Below are 12,330 nucleotides of genomic sequence, written 5' to 3'. Positions count from 1 at the left end.
CCCCCCCCCCCCCCCCCCCCCCCACCCCCCCCCCCCCCCCCCCCCCCCCCCCCCCCCCCCCCCCCCCCCCCCCCCCCCCCCCCCCCCCCCCCCCCCCGGGCGGCGGCGGGGAGCCGGTTGCGCCGTCCGCAGGCCCGGCAGGTGGTCAGAGCAGGCCGTGCCGTGTCAGCGCCCATTCCAGCTCCCTCACGGTCGGTTGCTCCAGCCACTGGCCGCCCACGTTGACGACCGGGTTCCTCAGGACGCCGCCGGTCATCCAGCGCAGCCGGCGTTCCGCCTCCGGATGGAGGTCGAGATCGACGTACTGGTAGGGCACCCCGGCGCGGTCGAGCAGTCGGCGGGTCATCTGGGTGATCCCGCACCACCGATTGCCGTACACGGTGACCGGTGCTGTCCCGACGGCCGGCCGCACCCGGACGGCCGGCTGCTTCGGGACCATGTACGTGGTCGCCATCGAGGCCTCCTTCGCACGTGTCGGCGCTCGATCGGTTCAGGCCGCCTCGCGGCGGCCGGTGAGCTCGTCGAGCGCGGTGAACAGCTCGTAGATGTCGGGCAGGTGGTCGACGCGCGGCGAGACGTGGGCCCACCGGATGACCCCGTCGGCGTCCACCACGTACAGCGCCCGGTCGCTGAAGCCGTCGGATTCGCGCCAGACGCCGTACCGGCGGGCCACCTCGCCCCGCGGGTGGAAGTCCGACAGGAGCGGGAAGCTGATCCCCCGGACGGCGGCCCACGCGCCGTGGCTGTACAGCGAGTCGACGGAGATCCCCACCAGCTCGGCGTCCCGGCTCTCGAATTCCGCGAGCTCCTGCTGGTACAGCTCCAGCTGCCGGCTGCACCCGGGGCTCCAGTCGAGAGGGTAGAACACCAGGACGACCGGTCGGCCCCGGAAGTCCGACAGGCTCACCGGCCGGCCCTCGGCGTCGGGCAGGGTGAACTCAGGCGCCCGGGTGCCCACGGTCAAGCCGGTCGATTCGGCAGCGCCGCCCATCGGCGGCGCGGTCAGGTACAGGTCGGCGACGTCCCCGAGGGCCGTCTCCGCTCGCCGGTCACGGCTGTCCCCGGCCGACGGCGTCCGGTTCGCCACCTCCTGCACCATCGCGTGCAGCACGGAGAGTGCCTCCGACACCGGCGAGTCGTCGAGCTGCTCACCGAGCTCGGCGAAGCGCTCCTCCAGTCGGGTCAGGCGGGCGGGCTCCGCCGCCCGCGTGGAGTACGTGGTCCCCATCGAACCCCCTCGTCGACAGTCCCGGTTCCACCCGGGCGCGTTGTACCTCGTACCGACGGACCAGAAAACTTGCAGTAACCGGGGGAATATTTCGGCTGCGTGGCACGTCGGTCGGAACGCTGCCCGGGGCGCCGGCACGGCGTCCCGGCCACGTCCCGACGTGAGGAGAGTCAGGGAGGTTCGGACATGTCACGTGCGGTCGGTATCGACCTGGGCACCACGAACTCGGCCGTCGCCGTCCTCGAGGGCGGCGACCCCACCGTCATCCCCAACAGCGAGGGAGGGCGCACGACACCGTCGGTCGTCGCCTTCAGCCGCAACGGCGAGGTCCTGGTGGGCGAGGTCGCCAAGCGTCAGGCGGTGACGAACGCGGCCCGCACGATCCGGTCGGTGAAGCGGCACATGGGCACCGACTGGGCCACCGACGTCGACGGCAAGCGGTACACCGCCCAGGAGATCAGCGCCCGCGTCCTGCAGAAGCTCAAGCGTGACGCGGAGGCGTACCTGGGCGAGCCGGTCACGCAGGCGGTGATCACCGTCCCCGCCTACTTCGACGACGCGCAGCGGACCGCGACGAAGGAAGCGGGCACCATCGCGGGCCTGGAGGTGCTGCGCATCATCAACGAGCCGACGGCTGCGGCGCTGGCCTACGGGCTGGACAAGGACGCCATGGACGAGACCGTGCTCGTCTTCGACCTAGGCGGCGGCACCTTCGACGTCTCGGTGCTGGAGATCGGCGACGGCGTCTTCGAGGTGAAGTCCACGGCCGGCGACACGCGGCTCGGCGGTGACGACTGGGACCAGAAGGTCATCGACTGGCTCGTGGACACGTTCCGCACCGCGGAAGGGGTCGACCTGTCGAAGGACCCGATGGCGATGCAGCGGCTCAAGGAGGCCGCCGAGCGCGCCAAGATCGACCTCTCCGGCGCCACGCAGACCCAGATCACCCTGCCCTACATCACCGCTACCGCGGAGGGGCCCAGGCACCTGGACGTCTCGCTGACCCGCGCGAAGTTCCAGGAGCTGACCGAGGACCTGCTGCAGCGGTGTCGCGGGCCGTTCGAGCAGGCGCTGCGGGACGCCGGACTCGGTCCGCGGGACATCGACCACGTGGTCCTGGTCGGTGGCTCCACCCGGATGCCGGCGGTCGTGGAGCTCGTCCGCGAGCTCAGCGGCAAGGACCCGCACCAGGGTGTGAACCCCGACGAGGTGGTCGCCGTCGGGGCTGCCGTCCAGGCCGGTGTGCTCCGCGGCGACGTCAAGGACGTGCTGCTGCTCGACGTCACGCCGCTCTCCCTGGGCGTCGAGACGCAGGGCGGCGTGATGACCACGATCATCGAGCGGAACACGACCATCCCCACCCGCCGCACCGAGGTCTTCAGCACGGCGACGGACAACCAGCCCTCCGTCGAGGTGCACGTCCTGCAGGGCGAACGGGAGATGGCCGCCGGCAACAAGACCCTGGGCCGGTTCCACCTGACCGACCTGCCCCCGGCGCCGCGTGGTGTGCCGCAGATCGAGGTCACCTTCGACATCGACGCCAACGGCATCGTGCACGTCTCGGCCACCGACCGGGCGACGGGCAAGGAGCAGTCGATCACCATCACCGGGCAGTCGTCCCTCAGCCGCGAGGACATCGACCGGATGGTCCGCGACGCCGAGGCGCACGCCGAGGAGGACCGCCGACGGCGGGAGGAGGCCGAGGCCCGCAACGACGCGGACGCCCTGCTCTACCGGAGCGAGAAGCTGCTGGCCGAGCACCGCGACGTGACCGGCCCCGAACGCGACCAGCTGGAGGCGGCGGTCAGCGAGGTGAGGGGCCTCGTCGAGCACGGCGAGGTCACTGCTCTCCGCGCGGCGACCGAGCGGCTGACCGCGGCGGGCACCGCCTTCGCCGCCCGGCTCCAGGAGCAGCAGGCTCCCGACGGTGGCGCGGCGACGGCCGCCGGTGACGACGACGTGATCGACGCCGAGGTGGTCGACGAGGGCAGCCGGGCGTGAGCCCGGCTGCCCTCTGGTGGGAAGGAGGTGGACGACCGTGGCGATGACCGCCGAGTGGCTGGACAAGGACCACTACCGCGTGCTCGGCGTCGCGGAGTCCGCGTCGGACAAGGAGATCACCCGCGCCTACCGCCGCCTGGTCCGGGAACTGCACCCCGACACCAACCCCGACGCCGGGGCCGGTGAGCGGTTCCGGGAGGTCACGTCGGCCTACGAGGTGCTGCACGACCCCGTGCGCCGGCGCGAGTACGACGAGGTCCGCCGGCTTGCTCCCGCCGGTCGGTCGACGGGCGGGCCGGGCTGGCCGCACGGTCGGTCCGTGCGGGTCAACCGGCGCGGTCCCCGGGCCGGGGGGCACCGGGTCACGGTCGAGGACCTGTTCGGCATGTCCGCCGACGACGGCGGGTGGGGGACCGGTCTACCCCGCCGCGGGGCCGACCTGGAGGTGGCGGTGGAGCTGCCGTTCGACCAGGCGGTGCGCGGCACCACTCGCCGGCTCCGGCTGGGGTCGCGGACCGTCACGGCGCGCATCCCGCCGGGGATCGCGGACGGGCAGACGCTGCGGCTGGCCGGACGCGGGGAGCCGGGTGAGAACGGCGGGCCGGCCGGTGACCTCGTCCTGCGGGTCCGGGTGGCATCGCACCCGTTCTTCCGGCGGGACGGCCGTGACCTCGCGGTCACCGTGCCGGTGACCTTCGCCGAGGCGGCCCTGGGCGCCGACGTCCGGGTGCCCACGCTCGACCGCCCGGTCAGGGTCCGGATCCCGGCCGGGACGCGGAGCGGGACGACCCTGCGGGTGCCGGGCCGGGGTGTGCCGGCCGCCGACGGCGCGGGCGACCTGCTGGTCACCGTCGAGGTCGACGTGCCGAGGGAGCTGGACGAGCGCCAGCGGGCTGCCGTGCAGGCACTGGCGGCGGCGACCCCCGGGGCGCCGCGAGCCCACCTCGGGGTGTGAGGCACCGGCCGACACCCCGCCACCGACAGATCAACGACAGTGAGGAGGTGTTCCACCGTGGCCGGCGCATTCGACCCGAACCGCTGGACACGCAGGACCCAGGAAGCAGTCCAGGCCGCCGTGGAGCGGGCACGGCAGGAGTCGCACCCCGAGGTCACGCCCGATCACCTGGTCGCGGCGCTCCTCGGGCAGGAGGACGGCGTCGTCCTGCCGCTGCTGCAGAAGGCCGGTATCGGCATCCCCGGACTGCGGGACCGCGTCACCGAGGCCCTCGACCGGCTGCCGCACGCCTACGGGTCCGAACCGCAGGTCGGTCGCGAGCTGCGTGCCGCGATCGAGGAGGCCGACCGGGTGCGCCAGCAGTTGCACGACGAGTACGTCTCCACCGAGCACCTGCTGCTGGCGGTCGCCGGCCACCTGCAGGTGTCGCGTGAGCAGCTGCTCGCCGGGCTCCAGCAGGTCCGCGGCAGCCACCGCGTGACCTCCCCGGACGCCGAGGAGCAGTACCAGGCGCTGGAGAAGTACGGGCGCGACCTGACCGAGGAGGCCCGCAAGGGCAAGCTCGACCCGGTCATCGGCCGGGACGAGGAGATCCGCCGCGTCGTCCAGGTGCTGTCCCGCCGGACCAAGAACAACCCGGTCCTCATCGGTGAACCCGGCGTCGGCAAGACCGCCATCGCCGAGGGGCTGGCCCGCCGGATCGTCGAGGGCGACGTCCCGGAGAGCCTGAAGAACAAGCGGCTGGTGGCGCTCGACCTGGCGTCGATGGTCGCGGGTGCGAAGTACCGCGGCGAGTTCGAGGAACGGCTCAAGTCGGTCCTGCAGGAGATCGCCGACGCCGAGGGCCAGGTGATCACCTTCCTCGACGAGATGCACACAGTCATCGGCGCCGGCTCGGCCGAGGGCTCGATGGACGCCGGCAACATGCTCAAGCCGATGCTCGCCCGCGGCCAGCTCCGGATGATCGGCGCCACGACGCTCGACGAGTACCGCAAGCACATCGAGAAGGACCCGGCTCTCGAGCGCCGCTTCCAGCAGGTCTTCGTCGGCGAGCCGTCGGTGCAGGACGCGATCGCCATCCTCCGCGGCCTCAAGGAGCGCTACGAAGTCCACCACGGGGTCCGCATCCAGGACGCCGCGCTGGTGGCCTCCGCGGTGCTCTCCGACCGGTACGTCACCGGCCGGTTCCTGCCCGACAAGGCGATCGACCTGATCGACGAGGCGGCCAGCCGGCTGCGGATCGAGATCGACTCACTGCCCACGGAGATCGACGTCATCGAGCGGCGGATCCGGCAGCTGGAGATCGAGCGGGTGGCCCTGGCCAAGGAGACCGACGACGCCAGCCGCGACCGGCTCGCGGCGCTCGACCAGGAGCTCTCCGACCTGCGCGAGCAGTCGGCGGGGATGAAGGCGCACTGGCAGGCCGAGAAGGAGGCGATCGGGCGCATCCGGGAGCTCAAGGAGGAGCTGGAGGCTCTGCGCGGCGAGGTCGAGCGCGCGGTCGACCTGAGCCGGGCCGCGGAGATCCGGTACGGGCGGATCCCCTCGGTCGAGCGTGAGGTGGAGCAGGCGACCGAGCGGCTGGCCGAGCTGCAGTCCACCCAGAAGATGCTCAAGGAGGAGGTCGACGAGGAGGACGTCGCCGAGGTGGTCAGCCGCTGGACCGGCATCCCCGTCGCCCGGCTGATGCAGGGCGAGGTGGCGAAACTGGTCCGGATGGAGGACGTGCTGCACGCCCGCGTGGTCGGGCAGGACGCCGCCGTCCGCGCCGTCGCCAACGCCATCCGGCGCAGCCGGTCCGGGCTGGCGGACCGCAACCGGCCGATCGGCAGCTTCCTGTTCCTCGGCCCGACGGGCGTGGGCAAGACCGAGCTCGCCCGCAGCCTGGCGGAGTTCCTGTTCGACGACGAGCGGGCGATGGTCCGGATCGACATGAGCGAGTACATGGAGAAGCACTCCGTGTCCCGCCTGGTCGGTGCGCCGCCGGGCTACGTCGGCTACGACGAGGGCGGGCAGCTCACCGAGACGGTCCGCCGGCGTCCGTACGCCGTCGTCCTGCTAGACGAGATCGAGAAGGCCCACCCGGACGTCTTCAACGTCCTGCTGCAGGTCCTCGACGACGGCCGGCTGACCGACGGTCAAGGCCGCACGGTGGACTTCACCAACACCGTGCTGATCATGACGTCGAACCTCCCTGGCGACCCGGCGGACTTCTTCAAGCCGGAGTTCATCAACCGGGTCGACGAGATCGTGCGGTTCCGGTCGCTCACCGAGGACGACATCGAGCAGGTCCTCGAGATCCAGCTGCGGCAGCTGGAGACGCGGATGGCCGAGCGGAAGCTGACGCTGGAGGTCAGCGACGACGCCCGGCGCTGGCTCGCCCGTCGCGGGTACGACCCCGACTACGGCGCGCGGCCGCTGAAGCGGCTCATCCAGCACGCGATCGTCGACCCGCTGGCGCTGGAGCTGCTCTCGGGCGTCTATCGGGACGGCGACACCGTGCACGTCGACGTCGCCGGTGACGACATCGTCCTGAAGTGAGCCCACCGCCACGGCCCTGTCGCAGGGACGTGGCACCCATCCCTACGACCGCTGGAGGAGGAACCGCCCATGACCGAGATGAGGAGCCGGCTGCCCGAGGACGTCCGGAAGACCGTCGGGGAGGCGCTGCAGGGCGCCGTCGTCGACCTGGTCGACCTGGGGCTGGTCGCCAAGCAGGTGCACTGGACGGTGGTGGGGCCCCACTTCCGCAGCGTGCACCTGCACCTGGACGACGTCGTCGCCACCACCCGGCAGTACTCGGACGAGCTCGCCGAGCGTGCGGTCGCGATCGGCGTGCTGCCCGACGGCCGGTCGACGGCCCTGCAGGAGCAGTCGGCGCTGTCGCAGCCGCCGCTCGCCTGGATCCCGGCCGATGAGGCGATCAGCTTTCTCGTCCACGCGCTCGACGAGGTCGTGGCGCGGATGCGGGCACGCATCGACGACACACGGGACGACCCGGTGTCGCAGGACCTGCTGATCGAGACGACCGGTGCCCTCGAGAAGCAGCTCTGGATGTGGCGGGCGGAGAGCCTGCCCCGGTGAGGCGGACCGGGGAGGCGGCGGGCCGGCCGCTCGCGTCGACCCGCCCCTGGCCGCCGGGTCCGGGATGTCGACGACGTCGAGGACCCCGGGCCCGCCGGGGGTCCTCGGCACCGCACGCATGCAGGGAGGCTGGGGCAGCGGACCGCAGCATCCCGGCGAGGTGCGCCGGACGACCCCGGGAGCGGCGCCAGGTGCGGCTAGGCCGCGACGGTGGGGTGCACGGCGTCCGCCAGCCAGGCCACGACCTCGTCGCGGTAGGGCGCGATCCCCTTGTACTCGGCGATGTCGGCCGGGAGCTCGGCGACGATCGCGGAGAGCTGCTCGCCCCAGCCCGGGACCGTGACGATCTCGGCCAACGGCGCCATGTACGTGCGGATGTTGAACGTCAGCGTTCCCGTCAACGGCAGCCGGGTGAGGTGCTCCAGCTCGATGCGCAGCTGCAGCCGGCCGAAGTCGCCGTCCCGCACCAGCTGGGGGATGTCGGCGTCCCACTCCGGCTTGGCCTCCAGGCTGATGTCGCGCCGCGGTGAGCCGTGGGCGGAGAAGGTCCAGTTGACCCGGCGGTAGGTCTGGTCGGCCGTGATGCCCCGCATGAACCGGGTGGCGCGGCTGGTCACGCCGTCCTCGTTGAGCCGGGGCACGGGGCCGTGGATCTCGTCGAGGTGCATGCCGATGTCGAACTTGACCGACCACGCGGCGGCCCAGGTGACCAGCGCGGCGTCGAACCACAGCCGGCCGCCGCGCTCGCTGACCATGAGGATGTCGTCGGGCACCTGGCAGCCGATCCAGGTGAGCGGATCGGTCGGCAGCGTGGCGGCATCGCCCAGGACGAACGACTGCTCGATGCCGAGGAGGTCGTTCCGCCAGGAGAAGGCCCCGGACCCGAGGTCGGTCAGGTGCATGGCGTCCGGGCGGGCGGTCACGAGTTCCCGGAGCAGGTACAGGAGCATGTCCCAGCACGCCGGCTCCATGTGCGGGAGCACCTGCCGCCGCCCGGGGTCGCGGGCCAGCACGTCGCGGCGCAGCGCCATCTGCTCGGCGTAGTCGTCGCCCAGGTCGACGACGTGCTCGCCCCAGGACCCGGCGGGCGTCGCCACGCGCCGGCGGGCGGGCTCGACGTTGACCGTGTACCGGAAGGACCGGTCGGTGGGGGCGAAGGGCCAGGGCAGCCGGGGCAGATCGCTCACAGGTCCAGCTCCAGGTGGGTGTCGGCCGCCCGCGACACGCAGGCGAGCATGTGGGTCGAGGACTGCCGGTCGGAGTCATCGAGAACCAGGTCCCGGTGCTCCACGCGGCCGGCGGCCACGGGGACCAGGCACTGGCCGCAGACGCCCTGGCGGCACATGTGGGGGACGTCGACGCCGGCGCCGAGCACCGCGTCGAGCAGGCTGGTGCCGCTGGGCACCGGGAGCTCCCGGCCGCTGTGCCGCAGCCGGGCGGTGAACGGCCGGCCGGGGGAGAGCTCCCGGGCCTGGAAGTGCTCGAGGTGCACGCGGGCCGGTGGCCAGCCGGCCGCGCGCGCCGTCGCGGTGAACAGGTCCAGGAGGGGGGTCGGGCCGCAGGCGTAGGCGTGCGTGCCCCAGGGCTGGACCGCCATGCGTTCGCGCAGCGCACCGGCCAGGGCCACCCGGCCCTGCGCCTCCACCAGGTCGTGACCGGCGAGTTCGCGGACCTCCTCGAGGTGGGCGGCCTCGCCCCGGCGGTATCCGTAGACGACCTCCACGGGGCGTCCCCACGCACGGGCGGCGGCCAGGTGCGACAGGATCGGCGTGACCCCGATGCCCGCCGCGACGAGGAAGGCCTTCCGCGCGGCCAGCTCCGGCCGGAACGCCGACCGGGGCGGCTCCACCGGCAGCAGGTCGCCGACCCGCAGCACGTCGTGCAGCCAGGCCGAGCCCCCGCCGTCCCCGGTGCGGAGGACGGAGATCCGGTAGTCGCCCGGGGCGATCCCGGAGCCGGTGAGCGAGTACGCGTTGCGGGTGCCGCCGGCGGTCACGACCACGTGGCTGCCGGGCGCGTACCCGGCCAGCGACCGGCCCTCCGGGTCGGTCAGCACGATGTGCCGCACCCGGTCGGTCACCGCCTCGATCCGCGTCACCCGCAGCAGCTGCGTCGCCGGAACGCTCATCCCGCCTCCCCAGGTGCCGTCACCGCGGAGGCCAGGTAGCTGCCCCGGTGCCCCGACGCGTGCTCGTGCACCTCGAGCCGCAGGCCGCACCCGGGGCAGTCGACCTCCGCGCCGGGAGCCACCGGGAGCCGTGCGGTGGTCTCGCAGTGGGCGCAGAACACCGGGATCGGCCCCCGGGCGACGGCGAAGGCGGTGATCTCCTCGGGCAGCAAGCCCAGCCCGCGGGCCAGGGCGACCAGGGCGAGGACGTCGGCCTCGGGCCCGGCCACCAGCACCCGGTCGCCGACGTGCATCCCGTCGAGGCGGCGGGCGAGCGCGGCAGCCGACGACCCGTCCACGCCCGGAAGCCCCCAGCGCCGCACCGGCCGGCCGTGCTCGCGCGCCTCGGCCGCCCACCGGTCGACGACCTCCGCGGCCCGGCCGCCGACCTGCACGAGGAGGAATGCGCGGCCGGTGAGGTCCAGCGAGGGGGGCTGCGCCGGCCACGAGGGGACGCTCGTGCGGCGCGGCCGGAGCTGCTCTCCCGTCAGGACGGCGGTCATGCCGCACCGCGCAGCCAGGCGACGGCGGCGGAGCGGAAGCGGGTGAGGCCCTTGTAGTCGGCCATGTCCTCCGGCAGCTCCTCGAGGACGGCGGCGAAGCGGTCGCGCCACGCGGGCACCCGCGCCAGGTCCTCCAGCGGCAGCAGGTAGGTGCGGATGAGGAACAGCACCGCCCCGGAGCTGGGCAGCCGAACCAGGTGCTGGACCTCGACGCGCAGGTGCAGCCGGGAGCCGAGGTCCTGCTCGAGGACCAGACGCCGGTCGGGGCCCCACTCGGGATAGGTCTCGGTCGCGGTGTCCAGCCGCCGGCCGACGGTCATCGTCCAGTTCGTGCGGCGGTAGGCCTCCCCGGGCTGGAGCCGCATGAGGAACTGGTGGGCGCGGTCGATGACGCCCTCGGGGTGCACACGGGGGACGGGCCCGTGGATCTCGGGGAAGCTCATGCCGACGTCGAAGCGCATCGACCAGTCCGCGGCCGCCGTGACGACGCCGGCGTCGGCCCACAGCGCTCCCTCGCGCTGGTCGAGGAGCACGAGGTCGTCCTGGACCTGCGGTGCGATGAACTCGAGCGGACCGGACGGCAGCGTCGCGTCGTCACCGAAGGTGAACTGCTGCCCGATGCCCAGCAGTTCGTTGCGCCAGCGCCAGCGGTCCCCTCCGAGGCGGTCGAGCGCGAACACCTCCGGGCGGGCCCGCTGCAGCTCGCCCATCACGTAGAGCATCGCGTCCCAGGCGGCCGGCCTCATGTGCGGCAGCTCCTGCAGCCGTGTGGGGTCCGCGGCCAGCAGGGCGGCGCACTCGGCGCTGTCGGAGGCGTAGTACTCGTCGACGTGCAGGACGTGCTCGCCCCAGCTGCCGGCGGCGGTCGGCCGTGGCGCGACCGCCGGCTCCACGTTGGCGCTGTACCGGTAGGTGTCGGTCGGGAAGGGGAAGGGGAACGAGGCGATGCGGGCGGGCAGGGCCCGGTCGCGGATGTCGGTGGCTGTCACAGGTCGAGCTCCAGGGTGGGGCCGGTGCTGCGGGAGACGCAGCACATGACGCTGTCGGCGGCGACCTTCTCGGCCTCGCCGAGGAAGAGGTCGCGGTGCAGGGGGGAGCCGGAGACGACGGGGACGCGGCACTCGCCGCAGACCCCCTGCCGGCACAGGTTGGGCACGGGGACGCCGGCGTCCTCGAGGGCCTCCAGCAGGCTCACCCCGGACGGGACCCCGACCCGCCGTCCGGACCGCACGAGGGTCACCTCGAACGGATCCCCCGGGTCGAGCGCGGCGGCGGAGAAGCGCTCGGTGTGCACCCGCGCCTCCGGCCAGCCCAGCCGCTCCGCCGTCCCGAGGACCGTGTCGAGGAGGGCGGCCGGCCCGCAGGCGTAGAGGTGGGTGCCGAGCGGGGCGGAGGCGAGCGCGGCCTCGATGCGGGCGACGAAGCCGGCCACCTCCGGGTGCTCCTCCAGGCGCGGGCCGCAGAGCTCGCGCAGCTCGTCCAGGTGCGCTCCAGCGCCCGGGCGGTAGCCGTAGAGCAGCGTGAAGTCCCGCTTCCAGCGGACCGCGGCGCGGGCGTGCGAGAGCAGCGGGGTGATGCCGATGCCGCCGGCGACGAGCAGGTGGTGCCGCGCGGTGGCGACCGGGGCGAACGCGCTGCGCGGCCCGTCGGCCGCCACGACGTCCCCGGCCACGAGCTCGTGCACCCAGCGCGAGCCGCCGGACCCGTCGGGGCAGAGCAGCACCGAGATCGAGTAGCGCACCGGGGCTGTCCCGGAGCCGGTCAGCGAGTAGGCGTTGCGTCGGTCGCCGCAGTGCAGCACCACGTGGCTGCCCGGTGGGAAGGCGGGTAGCGGTCCACCGTCGGCGGAGACGAACTCGACCGACCGGATGCCGGCTGCCGTCGCCCGCACGCCGGCCACCCGGAGCCGGAGCGCGCCCCGGCCGGTGCGCGTCGGGGCATCCGCGGGTGCAGGCGGGGAGATCGTCGTCATGCCGGCACCTCCACCGGAGCGGCGGGGGCGGCGTCCTCGGCGTCCACCATGTACCCGAGGTAGGCGCCCAGCCGCCGGGACACGTGGTGGTAGACGTGCAGCGTCCGCCCGCAGCCCCGGCAGACGCAGGTCGCGCCGAGGGCGGCCGGGGTCTCCGTCTCGTGCGCGCAGTGGGCGCAGTGGACCCGGCGGCGGGGAACCCCCGTCACGTGGGTCAGCACCTCGGCCGGGACCGCCCCCAGCCGGAGGGCCCGGGCGGGGGGGGGGGGGGGGGGGGGGGGGGGGGGGGGGGGGGGGGGGGGGGGGGGGGGGGGGGGGGGGGGGGGGGCCGGGCCCCCGCCGCCCCCCCCCCCCCCCCCCACCCCCCGCCCCCCCCCCCCCCCCCCCCCCCCCCCCCCCCCCCCCCCCCCCCCCCCCCCC

General features: G+C 74.0%; 12 protein-coding genes. 4 read left to right on the top strand and 8 right to left on the bottom strand.

Annotated features, from left to right (window positions below; genetic code table 11):
• Nucleotides 1-145: 145 nt before the first annotated feature.
• Nucleotides 146-454, bottom strand: coding sequence for a glutaredoxin family protein (locus ACI8AP_RS16930; RefSeq protein WP_456590523.1), 309 nt, complete (start codon nucleotides 452-454; stop codon nucleotides 146-148).
• A gap of 36 nt (nucleotides 455-490) precedes the next feature.
• A complete protein-coding gene (locus ACI8AP_RS16925; RefSeq protein ID WP_456590522.1) occupies nucleotides 491-1,228 on the bottom strand; it encodes a peroxiredoxin in 738 nt (245 codons plus the stop codon).
• Nucleotides 1,229-1,414: 186 nt separating this feature from the next.
• Here ACI8AP_RS16925 and dnaK point away from each other — a divergent pair, with 186 nt between their 5' ends.
• The 4 genes from dnaK (at nucleotide 1,415) to ACI8AP_RS16905 (ending at nucleotide 7,268) form a co-directional block, all read left to right on the top strand.
• Nucleotides 1,415-3,229, top strand: coding sequence for a molecular chaperone DnaK (gene dnaK / locus ACI8AP_RS16920; protein WP_456590521.1), 1,815 nt, complete (start codon nucleotides 1,415-1,417; stop codon nucleotides 3,227-3,229).
• A gap of 43 nt (nucleotides 3,230-3,272) precedes the next feature.
• Nucleotides 3,273-4,184 carry a DnaJ C-terminal domain-containing protein gene (locus ACI8AP_RS16915; RefSeq protein ID WP_456590524.1) on the top strand — a complete coding sequence of 304 codons (912 nt, stop codon included), beginning with the start codon at nucleotides 3,273-3,275 and terminating at the stop codon, nucleotides 4,182-4,184.
• A gap of 57 nt (nucleotides 4,185-4,241) precedes the next feature.
• Nucleotides 4,242-6,725: an ATP-dependent Clp protease ATP-binding subunit gene (locus tag ACI8AP_RS16910; protein ID WP_456590520.1), complete on the top strand. Its 2,484-nt coding sequence runs from the start codon at nucleotides 4,242-4,244 to the stop codon at nucleotides 6,723-6,725.
• Between the two features lie 69 nt (nucleotides 6,726-6,794).
• Nucleotides 6,795-7,268 carry a Dps family protein gene (locus tag ACI8AP_RS16905; RefSeq protein ID WP_456590519.1) on the top strand — a complete coding sequence of 158 codons (474 nt, stop codon included), beginning with the start codon at nucleotides 6,795-6,797 and terminating at the stop codon, nucleotides 7,266-7,268.
• A 197-nt stretch (nucleotides 7,269-7,465) separates the two neighbouring features.
• Here the strand turns inward: ACI8AP_RS16905 and ACI8AP_RS16900 are convergent, their stop codons facing one another.
• The 6 genes from ACI8AP_RS16900 to ACI8AP_RS16875 are packed head-to-tail and all read right to left on the bottom strand — an operon-like array spanning nucleotide 7,466 to nucleotide 12,272.
• Nucleotides 7,466-8,455, bottom strand: coding sequence for a heme-dependent oxidative N-demethylase family protein (locus ACI8AP_RS16900; protein WP_456590518.1), 990 nt, complete (start codon nucleotides 8,453-8,455; stop codon nucleotides 7,466-7,468).
• Nucleotides 8,452-9,396: a PDR/VanB family oxidoreductase gene (locus tag ACI8AP_RS16895; RefSeq protein ID WP_456590517.1), complete on the bottom strand. Its 945-nt coding sequence runs from the start codon at nucleotides 9,394-9,396 to the stop codon at nucleotides 8,452-8,454. The genes ACI8AP_RS16900 and ACI8AP_RS16895 overlap by 4 nt, the downstream gene beginning before the upstream one ends.
• Nucleotides 9,393-9,938 carry a dimethylamine monooxygenase subunit DmmA family protein gene (locus tag ACI8AP_RS16890; protein ID WP_456590516.1) on the bottom strand — a complete coding sequence of 182 codons (546 nt, stop codon included), beginning with the start codon at nucleotides 9,936-9,938 and terminating at the stop codon, nucleotides 9,393-9,395. Before ACI8AP_RS16890 ends, ACI8AP_RS16895 begins: the two co-directional genes overlap by 4 nt.
• Nucleotides 9,935-10,927 (bottom strand): heme-dependent oxidative N-demethylase family protein, encoded by a 993-nt coding sequence (locus ACI8AP_RS16885; RefSeq protein WP_456590515.1) that lies wholly within the window; start codon nucleotides 10,925-10,927, stop codon nucleotides 9,935-9,937. The genes ACI8AP_RS16890 and ACI8AP_RS16885 overlap by 4 nt, the downstream gene beginning before the upstream one ends.
• Nucleotides 10,924-11,910: a PDR/VanB family oxidoreductase gene (locus ACI8AP_RS16880; protein WP_456590514.1), complete on the bottom strand. Its 987-nt coding sequence runs from the start codon at nucleotides 11,908-11,910 to the stop codon at nucleotides 10,924-10,926. Before ACI8AP_RS16880 ends, ACI8AP_RS16885 begins: the two co-directional genes overlap by 4 nt.
• Complete coding sequence (locus tag ACI8AP_RS16875; RefSeq protein WP_456590513.1) at nucleotides 11,907-12,272, bottom strand: dimethylamine monooxygenase subunit DmmA family protein; 366 nt, start codon at nucleotides 12,270-12,272, stop codon at nucleotides 11,907-11,909. Before ACI8AP_RS16875 ends, ACI8AP_RS16880 begins: the two co-directional genes overlap by 4 nt.
• Between the last annotated feature and the right edge of the window lie 58 nt (nucleotides 12,273-12,330).

This window comes from Blastococcus sp. SYSU DS1021 (assembly GCF_054050995.1).
This window is presented reverse-complemented; position numbering and strand designations above follow the sequence as displayed.